General features: G+C 60.1%; 18 protein-coding genes, 1 tRNA gene and 1 pseudogene. 11 read left to right on the forward strand and 9 right to left on the reverse strand.

Annotated features, from left to right (window positions below):
• Window positions 1-124: 124 nt before the first annotated feature.
• A tRNA-Asn gene (locus AB5Y71_RS12250) sits at window positions 125-200 on the forward strand.
• A gap of 471 nt (window positions 201-671) precedes the next feature.
• On the opposite strand, the gene AB5Y71_RS12255 is transcribed toward AB5Y71_RS12250, so the two are convergent.
• A complete protein-coding gene (locus tag AB5Y71_RS12255; RefSeq protein WP_213387073.1) occupies window positions 672-836 on the reverse strand; it encodes a hypothetical protein in 165 nt (54 codons plus the stop codon).
• A gap of 137 nt (window positions 837-973) precedes the next feature.
• Between AB5Y71_RS12255 and AB5Y71_RS12260 the strand changes: the two genes are divergently transcribed.
• A complete protein-coding gene (locus AB5Y71_RS12260; RefSeq protein ID WP_005336899.1) occupies window positions 974-2,659 on the forward strand; it encodes an aspartate:alanine antiporter in 1,686 nt (561 codons plus the stop codon).
• Window positions 2,660-2,996: 337 nt separating this feature from the next.
• Here AB5Y71_RS12260 and fabB read toward each other — a convergent pair whose 3' ends face one another.
• Window positions 2,997-4,208, reverse strand: a complete 1,212-nt coding sequence (fabB, locus tag AB5Y71_RS12265; protein WP_100645761.1) for a beta-ketoacyl-ACP synthase I — start codon at window positions 4,206-4,208, stop codon at window positions 2,997-2,999.
• A gap of 90 nt (window positions 4,209-4,298) precedes the next feature.
• Here fabB and mnmC point away from each other — a divergent pair, with 90 nt between their 5' ends.
• Window positions 4,299-6,317: a bifunctional tRNA (5-methylaminomethyl-2-thiouridine)(34)-methyltransferase MnmD/FAD-dependent 5-carboxymethylaminomethyl-2-thiouridine(34) oxidoreductase MnmC gene (gene mnmC, locus AB5Y71_RS12270; RefSeq protein ID WP_368171682.1), complete on the forward strand. Its 2,019-nt coding sequence runs from the start codon at window positions 4,299-4,301 to the stop codon at window positions 6,315-6,317.
• A gap of 95 nt (window positions 6,318-6,412) precedes the next feature.
• Here the strand turns inward: mnmC and AB5Y71_RS12275 are convergent, their stop codons facing one another.
• Window positions 6,413-7,009: a DUF922 domain-containing protein gene (locus tag AB5Y71_RS12275; RefSeq protein ID WP_064338058.1), complete on the reverse strand. Its 597-nt coding sequence runs from the start codon at window positions 7,007-7,009 to the stop codon at window positions 6,413-6,415.
• 183 nt (window positions 7,010-7,192) lie between these two features.
• Window positions 7,193-7,657: a hypothetical protein gene (locus AB5Y71_RS12280; protein WP_227273746.1), complete on the reverse strand. Its 465-nt coding sequence runs from the start codon at window positions 7,655-7,657 to the stop codon at window positions 7,193-7,195.
• A 195-nt stretch (window positions 7,658-7,852) separates the two neighbouring features.
• Here AB5Y71_RS12280 and dcuC point away from each other — a divergent pair, with 195 nt between their 5' ends.
• The 5 genes from dcuC to AB5Y71_RS12305 all read left to right on the forward strand — a co-directional run bounded on the left by dcuC (window position 7,853) and on the right by AB5Y71_RS12305 (window position 14,314).
• Entirely contained in the window at window positions 7,853-9,205 is a 1,353-nt protein-coding gene (gene dcuC, locus AB5Y71_RS12285) for an anaerobic C4-dicarboxylate transporter DcuC (RefSeq protein ID WP_368171683.1), read from the forward strand.
• Between the two features lie 91 nt (window positions 9,206-9,296).
• Complete coding sequence (locus AB5Y71_RS12290) at window positions 9,297-10,943, forward strand: bifunctional UDP-sugar hydrolase/5'-nucleotidase (protein WP_368171684.1); 1,647 nt, start codon at window positions 9,297-9,299, stop codon at window positions 10,941-10,943.
• Between the two features lie 189 nt (window positions 10,944-11,132).
• Window positions 11,133-12,776, forward strand: a complete 1,644-nt coding sequence (locus AB5Y71_RS12295; RefSeq protein ID WP_368171685.1) for a hypothetical protein — start codon at window positions 11,133-11,135, stop codon at window positions 12,774-12,776.
• Between the two features lie 144 nt (window positions 12,777-12,920).
• Window positions 12,921-13,424, forward strand: a complete 504-nt coding sequence (locus AB5Y71_RS12300; protein WP_368171686.1) for a M48 family metallopeptidase — start codon at window positions 12,921-12,923, stop codon at window positions 13,422-13,424.
• A 26-nt stretch (window positions 13,425-13,450) separates the two neighbouring features.
• Window positions 13,451-14,314 (forward strand): DUF2927 domain-containing protein, encoded by an 864-nt coding sequence (locus tag AB5Y71_RS12305; protein WP_368171687.1) that lies wholly within the window; start codon window positions 13,451-13,453, stop codon window positions 14,312-14,314.
• 174 nt (window positions 14,315-14,488) lie between these two features.
• On the opposite strand, the gene AB5Y71_RS12310 is transcribed toward AB5Y71_RS12305, so the two are convergent.
• Window positions 14,489-14,740 carry a DinI family protein gene (locus tag AB5Y71_RS12310; protein ID WP_005352362.1) on the reverse strand — a complete coding sequence of 84 codons (252 nt, stop codon included), beginning with the start codon at window positions 14,738-14,740 and terminating at the stop codon, window positions 14,489-14,491.
• 74 nt (window positions 14,741-14,814) lie between these two features.
• Window positions 14,815-17,241 (reverse strand): DNA polymerase II, encoded by a 2,427-nt coding sequence (locus tag AB5Y71_RS12315; protein ID WP_368171688.1) that lies wholly within the window; start codon window positions 17,239-17,241, stop codon window positions 14,815-14,817.
• Between the two features lie 162 nt (window positions 17,242-17,403).
• On the opposite strand from AB5Y71_RS12315, the pseudogene AB5Y71_RS12320 reads away from it, so the two are divergent.
• Window positions 17,404-17,523 (forward strand): annotated as a pseudogene (locus AB5Y71_RS12320) (prolyl-tRNA synthetase associated domain-containing protein); the annotation flags it as partial.
• Window positions 17,524-17,592: 69 nt separating this feature from the next.
• Here AB5Y71_RS12320 and AB5Y71_RS12325 read toward each other — a convergent pair.
• Window positions 17,593-17,721, reverse strand: coding sequence for a hypothetical protein (locus AB5Y71_RS12325; RefSeq protein ID WP_265177983.1), 129 nt, complete (start codon window positions 17,719-17,721; stop codon window positions 17,593-17,595).
• A 25-nt stretch (window positions 17,722-17,746) separates the two neighbouring features.
• Here AB5Y71_RS12325 and AB5Y71_RS12330 point away from each other — a divergent pair, with 25 nt between their 5' ends.
• Entirely contained in the window at window positions 17,747-18,985 is a 1,239-nt protein-coding gene (locus AB5Y71_RS12330; protein WP_368171689.1) for a GGDEF domain-containing protein, read from the forward strand.
• Window positions 18,982-19,506, forward strand: a complete 525-nt coding sequence (locus AB5Y71_RS12335) for a GNAT family N-acetyltransferase (protein WP_368171690.1) — start codon at window positions 18,982-18,984, stop codon at window positions 19,504-19,506. Before AB5Y71_RS12330 ends, AB5Y71_RS12335 begins: the two co-directional genes overlap by 4 nt.
• Before the next feature lie 60 nt (window positions 19,507-19,566).
• Here AB5Y71_RS12335 and AB5Y71_RS12340 read toward each other — a convergent pair whose 3' ends face one another.
• Both AB5Y71_RS12340 and AB5Y71_RS12345 read right to left on the reverse strand, forming a co-directional pair.
• Complete coding sequence (locus AB5Y71_RS12340; RefSeq protein ID WP_368171691.1) at window positions 19,567-20,427, reverse strand: PA4780 family RIO1-like protein kinase; 861 nt, start codon at window positions 20,425-20,427, stop codon at window positions 19,567-19,569.
• 195 nt (window positions 20,428-20,622) lie between these two features.
• Entirely contained in the window at window positions 20,623-21,618 is a 996-nt protein-coding gene (locus AB5Y71_RS12345) for a lauroyl-Kdo(2)-lipid IV(A) myristoyltransferase (RefSeq protein WP_368171692.1), read from the reverse strand.
• Window positions 21,619-21,668 lie beyond the last annotated feature (50 nt).

Consider the following 21,668-nt stretch of genomic DNA (forward strand, 5'->3'; position numbering starts at 1 on the left):
CGACACAAAACAGCAGAGGAGCAGTGTAACCGAGGGTTTGGCAGCGGTACACCCGTGCCATCATCCCGCGAATGGCTTGACCACCCAGGACACCTTCTGTATGATGCTCCTCCTTGCCTGATGTTCCCCCGTAGTTCAGTCGGTAGAACGGCGGACTGTTAATCCGTATGTCACTGGTTCAAGTCCAGTCGGGGGAGCCAATTCCTCACCATCTCGGTGCAAGTTATCCACTTTAGTGCCATCTCCTGCCAATTTTAATGCACAAGATCCTTCTTGCTGCTGACGCTGCCTTTTGTTACCCGTTCTGGCTCGACAGAGTTTTCTCCTGTCGCATCTAACTATTTGATTTTTATAAAAACATTTTTCTTCCGGTATTTTTTGAACAGCCCTTGCATCCCAGTGCTGGCGCGGCTTTCAAGGCGATGAACAAGTTTCATGAACAGGGTTATCCACAGATTCTGTGGGTAAGTGCAGCAAGCCCTGTCAGGACGCGGGATTGCTCTTGATGGCCCCCGGCGAAGAGTCATTTTGCTGGCCAACCTGATTTTATGCTGTTTTTTTGCTCCCTCCGGAACCACCTAGTGACAGGCTCTATTGGCACTTTTCAGAAGCATCTTTTTGCCAACCCATGCCCCGTGGGCGAGCGGGTAAATATCAAGCTGATTTGCCCCTCAGCCAACCATGGCGGCCATCGGTTGAATCTGCTGAAACTGATCCCCGCCAAGCGGTCGGACAGCAGAATCTAAAAAATCGTCCTGCGCCAGAGCGCTTCGGTCGCGGGCAGCAGATTTCACTAATTGACAACGACGGTTACAGCAAAAATTGCCAGATTTCATCCGCTTGTCTCCCTATCACGCCGCCGGTTCCACAAATAGCGTCCGATAACGTCCGATTAATCGCTCCCTTGCGCTTCTTTATTGGGGATAGATCCGGCACAATATCGACCCCACTTTTTTCCTCGGTTTTTCCGGGCATGACCATAGATTTCGTGACACTGCTACATCAAAGCGACTCCCTGCTGCTGTTCGTGGTATTGGCCTTCGGCCTGCTGCTTGGCAAGGTGCGAATTGGCAACTTTCAGATTGGCAACACCATAGGTGTGCTGTTTACCGCCCTGCTGTTCGGCCAGATGGGCTTCGAATTTGCAGCCACCACTGAAAACGTCGGCTTTATGCTGTTCATCTTCTGTGTGGGGATCGAGGCGGGCCCTCACTTCTTCAGCGTCTTCCTGCGCGACGGCATCCACTACATCACCTTGACCTTGGTGATTTTGCTGACCGCCCTGTTGCTGACGGTGGGGCTCGCCAAGTTCTTCAATCTGGGGCCGGGCATGGCGGCGGGGATCCTGGCGGGTTCCCTCACCTCGACCCCGGCGCTGGTGGGCGCCCAGGATGCCTTGCGCAGCGGTCTTCTCAACCTGCCCCATCAGACCGACATGCAGGCGGTGCTCGACAATATGGGCATCGGCTACGCCCTGACCTATCTGGTGGGTCTGGTGGGCCTGATGCTGGTGGTGCGCTATCTCCCATCGCTGGCACGCCTCGACCTCAATACCGAGGCGCAAAAAATCGCCCGCGAGCGGGGTCTCTCCGACAGCGAGAGTCGCAAGACCTATCTGCCCATCATCCGCGCCTATCGGGTTGGTCCCGAGCTGGCAGCATGGATCGGTGGTCGTACCCTGCGAGAGACCGGCATCTATCCCCATACCGGTTGCTATGTAGAGCGGATCCGCCGCAACGGCATTCTCGCAAGCCCCGATGGCGATGCCGTCATTCAGGAAGGGGACGAGATCGCCTTGGTGGGCTATCCCGAGAGCCACGAGAAGCTGGACGTCAACTACCGCAACGGTAAAGAGGTGTTTGATCGCAACCTGCTTGACCTGCAGATCGTCACCGAAGAGATAGTGGTGAAAAACGACTCCGTGGTCGGCCGCCATCTGGTGGAGCTCAACCTCACCGAGAAAGGGTGCTTCCTCAACAGGGTGGTGCGCTCCCAAATCGAGATGCCGTTCGATCGCAACATCATGTTGCAAAAGGGCGACGTGCTGCAGATCAGTGGCGAGAAACAGCGGGTCAAACTGCTGGCCAACAAGATCGGCTTTATCAGCATCCACAGCCAGACCACAGATCTGGTGGCTTTCACCACCTTCTTCGTGCTGGGCCTGCTGATCGGCTCCGTTTCGCTGGTGTTCGGTCAGATCGAGTTTGGCCTCGGCAACGCCGTCGGCCTGCTGTTGGCTGGTATTCTGATGGGGTATCTGCGGGCCAACCACCCGACGGTCGGCTATGTGCCGCCCGGTGCGCTCAGATTGGCAAAGGATCTTGGTCTGGCGGTCTTTATGGTGAGCACGGGCCTGAAAGCCGGTGGCGGCATCCTCGACCACCTCAGCGAGGTGGGTACGGTAGTGCTCTTCTCCGGCATGCTGGTCACCACCCTGCCGGTGCTGGTCGGTTACCTGTTCGGGGTCTGGGTGCTCAAGATGAACCCGGCGCTGCTGCTCGGTGCCATCACAGGTGCCCGTACCTGTGCCCCGGCGATGGATGTGGTCAACGAGGCAGCCAATAGCTCCATTCCGGCGCTTGGCTACGCAGGTACCTATGCGGTGGCCAACGTGATGCTGACGCTGGCGGGCTCCTTTATCATCGGCTTCTGGTTCTAGCCAGCAGCCATCACATTACCGCTAACAAAGAAGGGAGCCTCAGGCTCCCTTCTTGCTATCTACCCCGCTAGAGAGATGTAGAGCAGGCTCATTGGTGTGGCGTCACCTCCGCCCCCACCATCTGCGCTGAAATCTCCACCAACCCACTCTTCCTATTCTACAATGGCCGATGCTCTGCTCTGCTCTGCTCTGCTCTGCTCTGCTCTGCTCTGCTCTGCTCTGCTCTGCTCTGCTCTGCTCTGCTCTGCTCTGCTCTGCTCTGCTCTGCAATGAGTGATGGCAGATCCCGAAGACAAAAAAAGCGCCCTGAGGCGCTTTTTTTATATCAACCGGATAATCAGCCTTTGAACTTGCTAAATACCAGAGAGGCGTTGGTACCGCCAAAGCCGAAGCTATTGGACATGACGGTGTTGAGTTCGGCCGCTTCGTACTCACGCACGATGGGCAGACCTTCGGCCTTCTCGTCCAGAGTCTCGATGTTGATGCTGGGGGCGATAAAGCCGTGTTCCATCATCAGCAGGGAGTAGACAGCCTCGTGCACGCCCGCAGCGCCCAGCGCATGGCCGGTCATCGCCTTGGTGGCAGAGATCTTGGGACCGTTGGCGCCAAACAGCGTCTGGATAGCTTCCAGCTCCTTGGTATCACCCACCGGAGTGGAGGTGCCGTGGGTGTTGATGTAATCAACCTTGCCGACCCCCTGCATTGCCATCTTCATGCAACGCACCGCACCTTCACCGCTCGGCGCGACCATGTCATAGCCATCGGAGGTAGCACCGTAACCGGTCAGCTCGGCATAGATGTGAGCACCACGGGCCAGCGCATGTTCCAGCTCTTCGATCACCAGAATTCCACCGCCACCGGAGATAACGAAACCATCGCGGTTCGCATCATAGGTACGGGACGCTTTTTCCGGCGTGTCGTTGTACTTGGTGGAGAGGGCGCCCATGGCGTCAAACTGGATGGTAGAGGACCAGTCCAGCTCTTCACCGCCACCGGCGAAGACCACATCCTGTTTGCCAAGCTGGATCAGCTCAAGCGCGTGACCGATGCAGTGAGCAGAGGTGGCGCAGGCGGAGCTGATGGAGTAGTTGACACCCTTGATCTGGAACGGGGTCGCGAGGCAAGCAGAGGTGGTGGAAGACATGGTGCGCGGCACCATGTAAGGGCCCACACGCTTGACCCCTTTCTCGCGGGCGATGTCCACAGATTCCGAGGTGTTCTTGCCGGAGGCACCACCTGAACCGACCACCAAGCCGGTACGCTCGTTGGAGACCTGATCTTCCGCCAGACCAGCATCTTCAATGGCCTGCTGCATGGAGAGGTAGGCGTAGGCCGCAGCGTCGCCCATGAAACGCATGACTTTACGGTCGATCAGTTCAGACGGATCGAGTTTGATGTTACCCCAGACACGGCTGCGCAGGTTGTGCTGCTCGAACTGCTCGGAATAGGTGATGCCGGATTTACCTGCTTTCAGGGAGGCCAGCACTTCTTCCTTGTTGTTGCCGATACTGGAGATGACGCCGATACCGGTGATCACTGCTCTTCTCATTAATTCATCTCGTCTGGAAAAACTGGCGCCAAGTCTACCCGCTTTCGGCTGCCAAACTGGTCTGCTTTCACGTAGAATGCCCGCGATTTTGTGACGCGAGCCGAGGAAAACGTGAGTCAAACATCCTTACATCATGCCCGATTGGACTGGAATGAAGCGGGAACTCCTGTCTCCAGTGACTTCGGGGATGTGTACTTTTCCAATGATAACGGTCTAGGTGAAACCCGCTACGTCTTTTTGCAGCAAAACCGGCTGCCTGCGCGATTTTCGCACCACGATAGTGACAGTTTCGTGATAGGTGAAACAGGTTTCGGCACAGGCCTTAACTTTCTGGCGACAATGCAAGCCTTCCTGGAACAGGCGCCCCAATCCGGTAACGGCTCCCGTCTGCACTTCATCAGTTTCGAGAAATACCCCCTGACCCAAGACGATCTGCGCAAGGCGCTGGCCGCCTGGCCTGAACTTGGCCACTTGAGTCAGGATCTTGTCGCCCAATGGCCGCTGCCGGTTTCCGGTTGCCACCGCATGCATTTTGCGGGTGGCCGCATTCGCCTCGATCTCTGGTTTGGCGACATCAAGGATATGCTGCCGCAGGTGCCTCACCGGGCAGAAGGTCTGGTGGACGCCTGGTATCTGGATGGTTTCTCCCCGGCCAAGAACCCGGAGATGTGGACACAGGATCTGTTTGATGGTCTCGCTCGCCTCGCCCGTCCCGATTGCTCCATTGCCACCTTTACCTGTGCCGGTTTTGTCCGTCGCGGCCTGATTGCCGCCGGTTTTGCCATGAAGAAGGTGAAGGGCCACGGTAGCAAGCGGGAGATGCTGGTGGGGGATCGCTCCGACAAGCAGCCGCAGCAGACCATCGCCCCCTGGTATGCCCGCCCTGCCGGACGCGCTGGCGAGGTAGTGATCATCGGCGGCGGCATCGCCTCGGCCATGACGGCGCTCTCTCTGGTGGAGCGGGGTCGCAAGGTGACGTTGCTGTGCGCAGATGGCGAACCGGCTACCGGCGCCTCAGGCAATCGCCAGGGCGCGCTCTATCCACTGCTTAACGGCGAGCACGATGCCCTGTCACGCTTCTATTCCCTCGCCTTTGGCTATGCCCGCCAACGACTGCTGGCATTGGCCGAACGCCATCCTATCGCTTTCGAATTATGTGGAGTGACCCAGCTCGGCTATGACGACAAATCGGCAGCCAAGCTGGCGAAAATGAGCCAGGGCCCCTTCCCACCCGAGCTGATGCATCCCCTCTCTACAGCAGAGGTAGAGCAGGTGGTTGGCCTGCCCTGCGGCCACAGCGGCGTCAGTTACACGCTGGGGGGCTGGCTCTGCCCTGCGGATCTCACCCGCTCTGCAATCAAAGAAGCACAAGCCAGTGGTCTGCTGCAGGTGGAGTACCACACCCAAGTAAGCGCCATTACCGAGCTGGCCGATGGCTGGCAAGTAGAAAGCCAGGACGGCCGCCACTGGCAGGCCCCCAATCTGGTGGTCGCTGCCGGTCACCAGTTGCCAGCACTGCTCCCCTTCGCCGAGCTGCCGCTCTATCCGGTGCGCGGTCAGGTGAGCCATGTGCCGACCACGGCCAGCTTGAGTCAGCTCAACACAGTGCTCTGCTACGATGGCTACCTCACGCCCATGCACAACGATCAACATTGTATTGGTGCCAGTTATGGCCGCAACCAGAGCAACCTTGAGTTTCGTGCCGAGGAGCAAACCCAGAATCAGGTGCGGTTGCAAACCTGCCTGCCGGAACAAACCTGGCCCGCCGAGGTGGATGTGAGCGGCAACGAGGCGCGCGTGGGGGTGCGTTGCGCCAGTCGGGATCACCTGCCGGTGGTAGGGCCAGTGGCCAGATTGCAAGGTCTGGCGGATCACTATGCGCAGCTGCAGCATGATCAACACAACGCCCAGCCGCTCCCCCTTCACCCCGGCCTCTATATGCTGGGGGCGCTCGGTTCGCGGGGCCTCTGCTCGGCGCCGCTCTGTGGCGAGCTGCTCGCCAGCGAGATCTGCGGCGATCCCCTACCGCTGGCCGCCGATCTGCTGGAAGCGCTCCACCCAGCCCGTTACTGGGTGCGCAAACTGCTCAAAGGCAAGGCGCTGGTCTGAACCGGACTCTGCAAGCAAATAGAATGGCCGCCCATCGGGCGGCCATTCTATTTATCAAATCGTGCGATGCTGGATATTGCGTCTTGAGATAGCGCTCACTTGGGCCAGTGCACCCCGAGCTGTTCGCCGTAACCTGTCTGACGCTGGAATCCGTCGAGCCGTCCCTTGACCTTGCTCAGCTCGCCACTACCTGCTGCCCACGCGGCATAGCGCAGTGCCTGACAATCTGCATGACCGGGTAATCCCGCAATCGCACCGCCCACCTGATTGGCCCCTTGCAGCACCATCTCCTTGAAGCGGGATTCGTAGTCAAACATGCTGGATAGCAGCCGCCCCCAGCGCTGGCGGGCAGGCTCGTTACTGTTCGCACTCTGACGCCAGCGGGGCAGCAACACGGTGGCGTTGGTGGTCACCGTCACCCGGTTGAGCTGGCAGCGCCCCGGCAACTGCTCGGTATCCAGCTGCCAGTCCACCTGATAACTCGCCTTGCCGAGTACGGGCTTGCCATTCACCTTGGGGGCACTTTGGGCAATCGCCCGGGCAAGCTGCTCCGGACTGGTTGCATTGACCTCATAAAAACGGACATTGATGCGGGACTCTGGCACCACTTGCGGCCGGCTCGGCTGAGCCTGACTCATCAGGGGCAACAGCAACAACCCGACCCCCACTACTCCATAAACCTTGCTGACCATGCCAGACTACCTTCCTTGATTGCACGGGCGGAGTACCAACCTTGGTGAACCCCACCGCCACACAGATGACGGGTATAGCCTATGTGTGACGACGAGGCGGCGCAATACAATGATGCGCCCAGAAATCAGAGCACGCTCACAGGTTGCGTGAGCAGAGTATGGCACAAGGCCAAAACTGTATTTTTATTGAGCATGACGGCTGATGCGCTGCCAGTCGAGGTGATAGTTTTTCACATTGATGTCATGACCATCTATCTGAATAAAATGATCATTTTTAAGGCGGTTGGCAAAAAAGTCCTGATCTGCCCCCTCATTGAGCCACAGCTCGCAAAGTCCCCGTTTTCCCTCTTTGGCATAGAATCTCGGAGTAACCAGCAGCGCGACTCCATCTACCCGGATGGCATGACGGGCCAGGCAGTTTGCTTCCGTGGTTTTGGATGCCAGCGCGGCAAAACGGGGTCTGTTCCCCTCGGCAACCACCAGAACGCCGTAAGAGTGAGGAGCCATGAGACGCCGCATGGCGACCGCCTGATGAGGACCGGTTTGATGAAAACCGTCATTGGTTACCGCAAACACGCAAGTAGGTGAAAATAGCATCGCAAGCAGGAAAATAGAGCGTTTAATGCCTAAAAAATCACCAAACACCATATAAAAGCCTCAAAAGACAACCAAGGCTGGCAAGGGTAGGTAGCCAAACCCGCTGGGTAAAGTACCTTTACCTTTCTTTAATTCTGTTCATGGGGTTAAACGTTGATTTAGCTCACACAACATCCTGTTTCCAGTCGCCACTCTACCCCTATCGGAATAGACTCCCTCCACTCTCATCCAATCAGAAGGCAACATATGCTGGAACTCATCGTTGGCACCCTGGTCACCCTGGTGGTGGGCCGTGCCATTTTCAAAGGATACTCCGCGACCGGGGTGCTGCTGAGCGGCGGCTTGCTGCTGCTGGTCATCACCGCCATGATGGGCAAGCCGGTACTGCCGAGCAAGGTGGTCAGCACCGGCTATATCGCAACCGATATCTTCGAATACGTCCGCTTCCTGCTCAATGACCGTGGCGGTGGACTGGGGATGCTGATCATGGTGCTGTGCGGCTTCGCCGGCTACATGAGCCATATCGGCGCCAACACCATTCTGGTCAAGCTGGCCAGCAAACCGCTCGGCATCATCAAGTCCCCCTATATCCTGCTGGTGGCTGCCTATCTGGTGGCCTGCGCCATGTCGCTGGCGGTCAGCTCCGCTACCGGCCTCGGCGTGCTGCTGATGGCCACCCTGTTCCCGCTGATGGTCAACATGGGGATCTCCCGTGGCGCGGCTGCGGCCGTGTGCGCCTCGCCAGCAGCTATCATTCTGGCACCGACCTCAGGGGACGTGGTGATGGCCGCTCAGGCCGCCAACATGCCGCTGCTGGATTTTGCCTTCAAGCTGACCCTGCCCATCTCGCTGGTAGCGATCGCCTGCATGGCGGTGACCCACTTCTTCTGGCAGCGTTATCTTGACCAGAAATCCGGTGAGCACAACGAGCAGGTCGCACCGGGTGATCTGGTGACGACTGCGCCGGCCTTCTACGCCATCCTGCCCTTTACCCCCATCATCGGGGTGCTGGTGTTTGACGGCAAATGGGGTCCGCAGCTGGATATCGTCACCATCATCGTCATGTGCATGGTGCTGGCCAGCCTGCTGGAGCTGGTGCGGATCCGCAATGGCAAGGATCTGCTGGACGGTCTGCAGGTCTGCTGGCGCAACATGGCTGACGCCTTTGCCGGTGTGGTCATGCTGCTGGTCGGTGCCGGTGTCTTTGCCCAGGGCCTGATGACCATCGGCTTTATCGACACCCTGCTGGCTCACGCGCAGGATCTCGGTTCGGGCGGCCTGATCATGATGCTGTCACTGGTGGTGATCACCACCCTGGCCGCCTTCACTACCGGCTCGGGCAATGCCCCCTTCTACGCCTTCGTGGAACTGATCCCCAACCTGGCCAGCAGCCTTGGCATCAACCCGGCCTATCTGGTGATCCCGATGCTGCAAGCCTCCAACTTGGGTCGTACCATTTCTCCGGTCTCCGGGGTGGTGGTCGCCTGTGCCGGGATGGGCAAGCTCTCGCCGTTCGAGGTGGTCAAGCGCACCAGTATGCCGGTCGCCGTCGGCCTGCTGGTGGTGATTGTCGCCACCCAGATCATGGTACCCGCCTGATCATTGACCAGCCCGGCACCCTGCCGGGCTGGTATCCTCCCCCCCCTTTGCAGTAGACTCGGTGCTCATTTTCCCCCTAAGGAGGACCGAGATGAGTATTACGGTTCAACTTGCCCATTTCAGTGATTGCCACTCCCACTTCGATGGCGCGCCAATGAGCTTCTCCCCTGTCGGTGAAAGTCAGTGGCGCACCCAGTGCGGCGGTTATGCCCGGATCCTGACCCGACTGACCCAACTGCGTGCCCAAGCCGCAGCAGCCGGCCAGCGTTTTCTGTTTCTGCACGGTGGCGACTCCTTTCAGGGCTCTCTCTATTTCAACCGCTTCAAAGGGCGCGCCAACGCCGACCTGCTCGCCATGCTGGCCCCCGATGCCATGGTGCTCGGCAACCACGAGTTCGATCTGGGCAACAGCCCGCTGGTGGAGTTCTTGCGCCAGCTCGATTTTCCGGTGCTGGCCGCCAATCTGGACAACAGTCAGGAGCCTGCCGACACAGCCCTCGGACTGTGGGATATTCCCCACCTCTACGACGCCCATCAGCCCTGGCACCGTCGGGTGATCGACGGCGTTCCCTTTGCGCTGCTCGGCATCACCCTCGCCCAAATGGCTGCCATCGCCAACCCGGATCCCCACACCCGTTTCCACGCGGTCGCCGACACCCTCACTAAAGTGCTGCGGGAGATCAAGCGCGAAGGGATCCAGCATATCGTGCTGCTGAGCCACCTCGGGCTGGATCAGGACAAGCTGCTGGCCGAGCGCTTCCCCGAGCTCAGTCTCATCATCGGTGGCCACACCCACAGCCTGCTCGGCGATCTCGCGCCGCTGGGTCTGCCAAGCGAAGGTACCTACCCCCTGATGAACAACGGGGTGGCCATTTTGCACGCTGGCCACAGCGCCCTCTGCCTCGGTGTCTGCGAGCTCACCTTCGATGAGGCGGGCCGCGTCGTGCAAAGTCAGGGGCAACTGGAGTGGCTCCCCTGGCAGCCCTGGCCGTTTGCCTACACACCACCTGCCGGGCTCACCTTCTGCGAGCCGGATCCACAACTGGAACAGCATCTGGCCAAACGCTACCGGCCGGAGATTGAGACCATGAGCCAGCGCATCGTCACCCGCCTGGCGGCGCCACTGCCCCATCAACGGCTGCCGGATGCCACCCTGCCCCACGGCAGCCTGCTCGCCCCGCTGGTGGCCTGCGCCATGCTGACCGCCGCCCGTGAACAGGTAGGCGAGGTGGACTTTGCCCTGCACAACGCCGGCGGCGTGCGCTGCTCGCTGGAGCCGGGCCCCCTGAGCGAAGCGGATATCGCCGGTCGCCTGCTACCGTTTGCCATTCCCCTCACCCTCTATCGAGTGCACGGTCATGAGTTGGCGGAAGCGCTGGAGAATGCCATCGACAACGCCACCAACAACGGCGTGGTCGGCAATGGCAACGGCAGCTTCCCCTACACCGCAGGGGTGCGATTCACCTATCAGGCCGATCGGCCCAAGGGTCAGCGCATCACCCGACTGGAGTGGGAAGCCGCCCCCGGCCAGTGGCAAGCGGTCAATGCCGAACAGGTCTATCGCGGAGTATCGAGCGCCTATACCGCCTCCGGCAAGGAGGGCTACACCGCACTGGCGCGGACCCTGACCCAGCACAATCAGGAGCTCGGCATCACCCTGGCCGACGCCTTTATCCGCTGGGCCCGTCACCTGCCGACACTGGAAGCGCAGCCGCCCCTGCTTGAGTACATCCATTGATGCAGAGGGGGAATGGCTTTGCCACATCCCCCTGACGGCCAATATTGCCGCAGCCAGCGCCCGGTTCCCTGCAAGAACCGGGCTTTTTCGAGAATATTTGCCCCACACGGGCCCGCCCCATTGCATCGCACTCACTAGCTCGGCAAGATAGGCCCGCTTTCAAGACCAGCTGCAGGAACAGGCGACTTCATGAATCACTCCATCCGTTTCACTCCCCCTCGCGTCAACCCGGGTATCAAGCCAGCCATTGTGCTGCTAACCGCCTTGCTGGCGCTGCTCTTCTGTCTGCGCAACCCGCTCTTCCACGCCATGGCGCCGGGCTTTGATGCCTCGCTGTTCGCGGTGATGGGCAAGATGTGGAGCGAAGGGGGCGTGCTCTATCGCGACATGATCGACATCAAGGGGCCGATGATTTTCGCCCTCGACGCGCTGGGTTATCGAATGGGGGGATTTGTCGGGATCTGGACACTGGAGTGGGTGCTCTGCTGGCTCGGACTGCTGGCCAGCTGGCAGGCCTTTGCCCAGCTCGGACTCTCGTTCAAGGCGCGCCTCGGCGCCATGCTGGCGGTGCTGGCTCTCTACGGCACCCGTTACTACTACGGCAACATGACCGAGGACTGGACCTTCCACCTCGCCCTCATCGCCCAGTGGGCCTTCATTACCCTGCTGCTGGACAAGGGATTTCGCTGGTGGCCGGCGCTGGTGGCGGCCCTTACCTTCGCCATCGTCGCCTGGATGCGCACCAACAACGGCGCCTTTTGGGGGGCCTGGTATCTGGTGCTGTTCTGCCACTGGTGTCTGCACGAAAAGTGGCGTGACGCCATCTTGCTGCTCATCTCCAGCCTGCTGGGGTTGGCGCTGATTGGCGGCCCGCTTTACGCCTACTTCCAGCAACATGATCTGCTGGCGGCCTTCAAATACTACGCCTTCGACATCTTCTTCGAGGGGAGCTACGGCAATGGTTTCTCGCCCATGGTGGGCGCCGTCGGCCTGCTGCGCACCGGCCTTATCATGCTGCTACCCGCCTTCATCATTCTGATGCTGAGCCGCCGTCAGGAGTGGTATCTGCCCGCCCTGCTGGCGACCCTGTTTGGGGTGCTGTTTACCCTGATCGCCAACTCGGTCTCCGGCCATGTGTTCGATCACTACGACGTACTCTATCTGCAACTGGCGGTGCTACCGCTGGCGGTATTGCTGGATCGCAGCGAACAACAAGCTGATGCGATCGGCCTGCTCTGCATCTCGCTGGTGGTACTCACCGCCAGCTGGCTGCTGGCCCAGCAACTCGCCTTTGGCTGGAGCACCAAGGAGTGGTCCCTCGAGCGGGTCAACGAGGTGCTCGGCACCAGCCTGCTGTGGGCGCTGCCTGTACTGATCCTCATCCCCCTCTGGCGCGCCTGGGATGTGCGCAGTGCCACCCCCTGGCTGGCGACGCTGGCCATGCTGCTGCTGATGATCAACAACGCCTGGGAAGGGACCCTCAAGGGTCGCCCTTTCAATCCGGCCGCGCAGGTACGGGTCGATCGCATCAAGGCCGAGACAGTCCCGAGCGACAAGATCTGGGTCGATGGTATCCAGCCGCAATATTATCTCTGGACCGATCGCCAGCCGGCGTCCGCCTACCTCTTCTTTGCCAACGTCAATCCGCCCTATGACGTGCGCGAGCGGGTGCTGGCCGATATCCAGCGCCAGAATCCGAAGTTCATCATCGCCAAGCCGGATCGGGTGAGCGAGGAGCTGAAAAAACCGAGCCCCCCTTCCCATCTCGCCTTCTATCAATACCTGACCAGCCACTACGAAGAGGTGGATCCGGGTCTCTATCGCCGACGCTGATCGTCAATACGCCCCGCAGGGCGGCCATTGTTGCAATGGCCGCCCTTTTTCTTGCGCCAGTGCCCCTTGCAGCAGCGGCCCGCAGTAGGCAAGCCCGCCCGAGATAACTACAATGACGCTCTTTTTGATGTAACGAGTGACACCATGGCGGAACTGACTTATCTGGGCGGCTATCCCGACCCTCTCAAGGCACAGGTACAGCAGCTGATTGCGGCAGGCAAGCTGGGGGAGATGCTGGCCAAACGCTACCCGGAGAGCCACCAGATCCAGAGCGACAAGGCGCTGCTCGCCTACACCATGGAGCTGAAGAACCGCTACCTCAAGAGCTCGGCGCCCCTGTCAAAGGTTGTGTTCGATGGCAAGATCAACGTGATCAAGGATGCCCTCGGCCTGCACACCTACGTCAGCCGGGTGCAGGGCAGCAAGCTCAAGGCCAAGAACGAGATCCGCATCGCCGCCCTGTTCAAGGAGGCGCCGCCCCCGTTCCTGAAAATGATCGTGGTGCACGAGCTGGCCCACATCAAAGAGAAGGATCACAACAAGTGCTTCTATCAGCTCTGCCAGCACATGGAGCCCGACTATCATCAACTGGAGTTTGATCTCAGGCTCTGGCTCACCTGGCGCGATATCGACAAGGCCAACCGCTAGGCTGACAACCGTTTCAGGGAGGAAACATGCCATTTGCCGCCATCCCCTTTGGTGCCACCCGCTTTATTGCCACTTTGGTAATGGCCAACTTGGGTTGCGCTGCCCGTCCCCGCCGCGCATCACACGGGCTGCTGGCGCTGCTAATTCTGCTAGCAGGCCACAGCGCCCGTGCCGATGAGCGCTGGCAGAACGACAGCTATCTGGTCGAGAGCTTTATGGCCATCGCCATGGAGCGGGAGTATGGCGAAGCCAGGCAGACCCGTTTTGCCCGCTGGCAGCAGCCGATCCGGCTGCAACTTATCAACGAGTCGGGTGACAAGCCGCTGCAGGCCGACGTGGTGAAGGTACAAGCGGCCCATCTGGCCCGCATCACCGGCCACCCCATCAGCATGGTGGCCGCAAAGCCCAACCTCACCCTGATCATGACCGACTACAGCAAGATGAAGAGCTGGGCCAACCGCACCATGGGGAGCGATCCATCAGTCAAGATGGCGCTCAAGGAGGGGCTCTGCCTTGCCAACTTCGCAACCAATGCGAAACACGAGATCAGCCGTGCCACCATCATCATTCCGGTAGACTACAGCCGGGCCAAGGGACGCTTTCTCGACTGCGTGGTGGAGGAGTTCACCCAGGTGATGGGGCTGCCCAACGACTCGGACAAGGTGTTTCCCTCCATCTTCAATGACAACAGCATCGACAGCTTTTTGACCGGGCTGGACTATGTGCTGCTCAAGATGGCCTATCACCCGGCCCTCAAAGCCGGAATGAGCAGTGACGAGATCCGCGCCGCACTGCCCATTGCGCTGGCCGACCTGCGCGCTAGGGGGGAGATCCGCGAAGCCAATCGCCGGGTGCAGCAGCAGAGCCTGAAAAGCTGGGCGGGGTTGTAACGGGCATGGCTCAACCCAGAGCCAGACAAGCCATCGCGAACTCATCACCAACAAAAAACGCAGCCATTTGGCTGCGTTTTTTGTTGTATGGGTATCAGCAGTGCATTAGCGGGCATGCCTGTTTATCCGCCGCCCATTTATCCAACGCCCGTGTTATCCACTGACCGTGCGGGATCAGGAGGCGACGTTCTCTTCCGGCATCCAGCTGTCGGCGTTCTCCCACACCTCCTGTACCATGGCTTCGGCCAGCTCTTTGTCTTCCTTGCTGGCACGGCTGACGGTCAGGGCCATGGCACTGCCCGGTGCGACCCGCACATGGATGTCGGGAAATTTTTCGCCAAGCTGCTTGAGCAGCTCCTGACGCAGCGCCTCCATGGTCGAGGTCGGGATCTGATGTTTTCTGTCGATGATGATTTCAAGACGCATAGGAAACTTCTCCATGATTTATAACTGTATTTTTATCCAGTATTCATGGGAAGTAAAGTGCCAACTTGCACCAATCAGAAAAGATCCAGCTGCTGACCACAGATCCGGTCGAACGACTCGCCAATAAACGGCAGGATGGCATCGACAATCGGCCGCAACTGCTTGTCGATATAGTGTTCGTAATCGATGGCGCTGCGCCGGTACTCCAGCGGCTCTGGGCCATTGAGGGTCATCAGATAGGCGATGGCGCCCCGATGCTGATAGCGCTGGGGCAGACCACGGCGCAGGTTCTCCTCATCGGCCAGCCGCGCCGCCCGCACATGGGGTGGCACATTCTTCTGATACTCCTCGAGCTTCTGGCGCAGCCGTTTGCGGTAAATCAGCAGATCGTCGTGACGACCGGCGCGAGTCTCATCGACCATGGTGCGCACATAGCAGCTGGGATCTTCATCGTGAAACACCAGCTCATAGAGGCGGGTCTGAAACTGCTTGGCCAGCATGGTCCAGTCGGTGCGCACCGATTCGAGCCCCTTGAATACCAGCTGTTCACTCCCCTCACTGGCCTTGCCAACCAGCCCCGCATAGCGCTTCTTGCTCCCCTTCTCCAGCCCGCGAATGGTGGGCATCAGAAAGCGGCGGTAGTGGGTCTCGTACTGGATCTCGAGATAACTTGGCAGGTTGAACTCGCGCCTGATCAGCGCAGCCCAGTTGTCGTTGATCATCTTCGCCAGCCGCCGGCCAATCTCGTCCGCCTGTGCGGGACTGGTCTCCTTGCCGAGGTGCACGAAGGTGGAGTCGGTGTCGCCATAGATCACCTCGAAACCCTCCCCTTCGATCCACTCGCGGGTCTGCTGCATGATGCCGTGACCGCGCAGGGTGATGGAGGAGGCAAGCCTCGGGTCGTAGAAGCGGCAGCCCCCTGAGCCCAATACCCCGTAGAAGGAGTTCATGATGATTTTGATGGCCTGGGAGAGCGCCTTGTTGCTGGCGGCCTTGGCCCGATCCCGCGCCGCCCACAGGGTGGCGATGAGATCCGGCAGGAAGTGCCGCTCGCGGGAGAACAGGGCGCCGCGAAAGCCCGGAATGGCGTGCTCGGGATGCAGCAGCCCCTCGATGAGCCCCATGGGATCGATGCAGAAGGTGCGGATGATGCTGGGATAGAGGCTCTTGAAATCGAGCACCAGCACATGGCGATAGAGGCCGGGTTTGGAGTCCATCACATAGCCGCCGGGGCTCGCCAGCCCGCCGTCGGCCGGCAGATTAGGCGCCACGTAGCCGCCGCGATGGAGCCGCGGCAGATAGAGATTGGTAAACGCCGCCACCGAGCCCCCTACCCGGTCCAGCTCAAGGCCGGTGAGGGAGGCACGCTCGATGGCAAAGGGAATGAGGTGGCAGTAGTCGAAGATCTCCCACACCAGCTTGCAATCTTCCAGGTTGTAGCGGGCCAGCGCCTCCTTGTCGGAGTGGAACAGCTCGGTGATCTTCTCGCCCCGGTTGGCCACATCCTCGATATCCTTGCCGCGGCCAAGCAGCTCGCTCGCCACCGCATCCAGGCTGTAGCTGGCCAACTGCCAGGTGGCGCTTTTCAGGGTATCGATGCCGTCGAGCACCATGCGCCCGGGAATGATGACGTTGCCGGTTTGGGGATCGCCCCGTGACGAGCGCCAGAAGCACAGCTCACGACCCCGCCCGAGCCGCAGCCGCCGCTTGTTAAGCTCGGCGCGGCGTAGCAGCAGGCGAAAATCAAAATTGACCACGTTCCAGCCAATCACCAAGTCGGGGTCATGCAGACTGAACCAGCTCTCCAGCGCACTCAGCAGGGCGCTCTCGTCCGTCACCCATTCGACCCGGGTACTCCAGCTGTCGGCGTCGGCCTCCGGCGTACCGATCATGATGACCCGCGCATCCTGCTCGCTGTAAAGACCGACCGAGAACAGCGCCCCATCCATGGCACACTCCACGTCCAGCGACACCCAGGAGAGGGTCGGCGTCACCGCCTGCGGTGCGCAGCGCGCCTCGTTCACCTCCCAGTAGCCGTGCTTGCCCCCTTTCTTGAGGGTACGCCCCTCGAAGCGCACGCCGGCGGTGATGAAACGCTCCATCAGGTAGCGCTCCGGCAGCCGGATATCCGCCTCGAAGTGCTCCAGCCCGCGGATGAGCAGCAGCTCGATGGCGCGGTGAAAGGCGCTCAGGGTCGCAAAGTAGCAGCCCACCACGGCGCGGCCATCGAAGGTGTGCATCGGCAGGCGGCGAAACCGACCGCTCACCCCGACCCCTTTGAACAGCTCCGCGGCTTCTTCCATATGACTCTGCGGCAGGAAGAAGACCGGCTCCTGCCCCGGCACCACCACCCGCACCGGTCCCTGCTCGCTCCAGAGCCACATCACGATTTCGGTGGTGGCAGGCTGCCCGTTGCGGCCGCGCACGTCCCGACCGTGGCGGGTCAGGATAAAACCGTTGAGGGGCGGGGTGGCGGGTACGGTGGGCTGGGTTGCAGTCATGAAGCGTAAAGGGGCTGTCCGAGAATGGGACTATTGTACGTTCATACAGTGCCTGCTCGCAATCGTCACGCTGGCTGCGAGGCGGGAGTCTGGTAAGCTCGATCCGGTCGTTATTCCCGCCCATCCCGTTCTGACCACTCTTCGCCGACGAAAGGAGTCTTTGTGGCAATCTATTCCCTGTTGGATCAGCTGGCTATCCCCTACCAGCGCTTTGACCATCCCCCGGTGTTTACCTGTGAGGAGGCGAGCAAGTTGCTGCCCGACCTGCCCGCCGCCAACACAACCACCTTTCACGCAGCGAAATTGACTGACAAGACAATAAAATGGCTCCTTGTGCGCTGATAAATCGAGTCAGCAGTCGCCATCCTGCAAGAAGTCGGAGGTGAGCACATTCGGCCATTTAACCAATTGATAATAGGCTGGATTCATGTTGTGATCGGCGACTGCCAGCGGGCGATACCCCATCGCCTGTTCGTTCACAGGTGACTTCCCAGAGAGCCCCTTGATGCCAAGTCTGTTTTCCTCGGCCCAGTTGTTGAGTCTGGTGCTGTTCGTCACGCTGTCACATGTGGGGGTCGCCACCATTTTCGCCGCCATGTGGCACACCCATCGCCAGATCAGGGCATTGATCTACTGGTCAGCGGGGGAACTGGTTATCGCGGGGGCTTTTTGCTGCCTGCTGCTGCGCCCCTTCGAGGGAAATGCATCCCTTGCCAATATTCTCTGCACCAATCTGCTGTTGATGTCGACCACCCTGCTCTATGAACGGGGTATGCGCCACTTCTTTCGCCGTGAAGCCGACCAACTGGGCTGGCTGCTGCCCGCCGTTACCCTCGGCGGTTTCGTCCTGTTTGCCCTGACCGCCCTGCAGCAACCCCTCTTTGATGTGCACAGCCGGATCATCGTGCTCTCCGGCGTGCTCTCGCTGCAGATTGCGCTGCTTATCTGGCAGCTCTGGCGCTACCAGCGGCTGGCCCCCGTCTATCGGGTGCTGCGCTTTGCCATTCTGCTGCTCGGCCTGCAACTGCTGTTGCAACTACTGCGGATCGCCAAACATCTCTGGCAGCCGGAGCTGGCGGCCAACTCCTTCACCGACCCGCTGCTCGGGCCTGTGATCCTGCTCAGCCTGCTCTTTACCATCGCCCGCAGTTATCTGCTGCTGAGCCTGGTCCACACCCGCCAGCAGCAAGCCCTGCTGGCCACCCAGCGCACGCTGGAGCGGCGCGCCAATCAGGATGAGCTGACCGGCCTGTTCAGCCGCCACTATTTCGAACGCCAGGTTGCCCTGCGTGCCCGCGAGGTGACAAGCCCTAGCCAGCTGCTGCTGATCGATCTGGACAACTTCAAACAGATCAACGACCGCCACGGCCACCCCGCCGGTGATGCCATGCTGCGGGTCGTGGGTCGGGTGATCACCAATACCCTGCCTTCTGAGGGCATGGCCGGCCGGCTTGGCGGCGATGAGCTGGCCCTGCTGTTGATGGTGGACCCGCAGAACCTGCCCGACTACTGTCACAGCCTGCAACAGCAGATCGCCGAGGCGACCCGGGCGCTGGCCGGTGGCCCCATCAGCCTCAGCATCGGCCTCACCTCGCTGCACCCTGACGAGGGGTTTGAAGCGGCCTACCTGCGCGCGGATCAGGCCCTTTACGCCGCCAAACAGGCTGGGAGGCAACGGGCCTGCGTGCAGGAGCTCCACCACAACGAGCCGCAGCCGCTGCCGCCCTGCGCGCTCCTGTCATGAGCGCAGTGCTCACTCTGCAGTGCCGACCGGCCAGGCTGGCAGATGCCCCGGCTTACCGGCGCTATGTCACCGAATGCGCCGAGGACGGACAGCCGCTCTATCAGGTGGCGCAATTTGACCCGGACGGCTGGCTGCAGAGCCTGCTGGATCACGCAGAAGGGCGCAACTTGCCCAGTGGATACCTGCCGACCATCACCTATTTTGCCCTGGATGGCGAGGAGATCATCGCCACCCTGCGTCTGCGTCACGGTGACAATAAGGCAACCCACCAATGGCTGGGTCATATTGGTTACGAAACCCGCCCCTCTCGCCGTGGCGAAGGGGCCGCGACCATGCTGCTGCGCTGGGTGCAACAACAGGTGCTGGCAGAGCCGGTGCTGATCTGCTGTGACCAAGACAATCTGGCTTCCCGCAAGGTCATTACGGCCGCCGGTGGCATGTTGCTGGGGCGGCGCTTCCATCCGGGGGATCGCAACTGGCTGGAGATGTATCAGCTAGCCCCCTGCCCCAGCCGACCATAGCCGCAGCAGTAATAAAAAGAGCGCCCCGAAGGCGCTCTTTTTGCGAACGTGGCAAGACCGTTAGTAGCTGTCTTCCTGCTCCGCCTTCATCCGGGCCTGACGGGCATAGGCCTCCTCCTCGGCGCTCTCAATCTCCTGCAGCACCGAATCGAGATCGATGGCGGCGCGGCTCTCTTCAAAGCGACCGGTCAGCTCGCTATCGGGGGTGAGTTTGCCATCTTCAAACAGCGCCCACATCTCCTGGGCATAACGGGTCTTGAGCAGTTCGGGGGCATACATGCCGTAGTAGTTGCGCATGTTGTTGACGTCCCGCACCAGCATCGCCTTGGCCTGGTTGTTGGCGGCGGCATCCACCACCTGCGGCAGATCGATGATCACGGGGCCCTGCTCATCCACCAGCACGTTGAACTCAGAAAGATCGCCGTGAATAAGACCGGCGCAGAGCATCCGCACCACATAGCGGATCACTTTGTGGTGATCGATGACCGCCTGCTCGGGGGTGAGTGCCACATCGTTGAGGCGCGGCGCAACATTGCCATCCTCATCGGTGATAAGTTCCATCAAGAGGACGCCATCGAGGCAGACATAAGGCTGCGGCACCCGCACACCGGCCGCCGCCAGCTTGAACAGGGCGTCGACCTCGGTGTTCTGCCACACCTCTTCATGCTGTTTGCGGCCGTACTTGGAGCCCTTCTCCATAGCGCGAGCGCTGCGGCTGTTGCGCACCTTGCGCCCCTCCTGATAGACCACGGCCTGCTTGAAGCTGCGCTTGGACGCCTCTTTATAGACTTTGGCGCAGCGGATCTCGTCGCCGCAGCGCACCACATAGACGTCGGCCTCTTTGCCGCTCATCAACCGGCTGACGACCTCATCGACCAGGCCGTCATCAACCAGAGGTTGGATTCGATTTGGAATTTTCATGGCCGCCCTTTTACCCTATTTCCGCTCTCGAAGATAGCTCCGCGCACGCTCACCTGCCTCTCCCTTTCATAAGACACCCTGTTATCCCCTGTTTGCGCTGTTTTTGTCCACCCGTTCGCCTTAAAAACCACCAGCAGCGGGCCATAAGCGCGAGACCCCTGTCCCAACAAAAATGGCCCGCAAGCGGGCCAATTTTCAAGGTTCGGGCGGCAAACCCTGACGAATGCGCTGGATCCCAGCTTCATAGAGGCCGTCATCCCCCTCCTGATGCTCCAGGGTTTCGAAGATCTTGAGAAACCACATGTACTGTTCGGGATGGCGCGCCACCTGCATCTCCACCACCCGATTCATGGCGTTGACGTCTGCCAGCAGATCGGCGGTGGGATAAGGGTCAAACGGCGGCTCGATCTCCAGCAGATAGCGCCCCTCATCCTCGTCATAGCTGGCGAAGATGGGTACGGCTCTGGCACCGGTCAGCTTCACCAGCTTGGGCAAGGCTGGCAGGGTTGCCTTGGGGCGGCCAAAGAAGGGAACAAACACGCTCGCGTCGCGGCCGTGATCCTGATCCGGCAGGTAAAAGAAACTGGCACCAGCGCGGATCGACTTGATCGCCGGTTTGATGCCGGCGCTGCGCTCATAGACCTTGCCTGCTTTGGCCCGCTCGCGGTTGATGTACCAGTCGAACACCTGATCTTTCGGGCTCTTCATCATGGTGCACATCTCGATGCCCATCATGGAGAAGTAACGGCCAATCATGTCGACCGCCCAGGTATGAGGCACCACCAGGATCACCGGACGGCCCGCAGCTTGCTCCGCTTGCACATGCTCCCAGCCGGTGACCTTGATGCGGCGGGTCAGCCGCGCCTTGCTGCGCCAACTGAGCTCGCCAAAGCCCATAAAGGTCTTGAGCCCGACCCGGATCGATTTGAGCAGCAGCGCCTGACGTGCGGCGGTATCCAGCTCGGGAAAGCAGATCTTGAGGTTGGTATCGGCGATATAGGCCTGCTTTTTCGAAAAACGCAGCAGGGTCGGTGAGACCAGATCGGCAAAGCGATCCCTCAGTCTCGCGGGGGTAAATGCCAGCAGGGAAAGCAGGCCCAGCGCACACCAGCTGCCCCACCATTTGGGATGCAGCAGGCGGCTATGAAATGAGGTATCAAATACCGGATCTAACGCAGACATGGCGGCCATCAAGTCATCAAAAACAAACGGTTATTGTAGTTATCCTGACATTTTTTTCT

Origin of the sequence: Aeromonas sp. R9-2, from assembly GCF_040908025.1 — a bacterium.
Taxonomy (GTDB): domain Bacteria; phylum Pseudomonadota; class Gammaproteobacteria; order Enterobacterales; family Aeromonadaceae; genus Aeromonas; species Aeromonas veronii.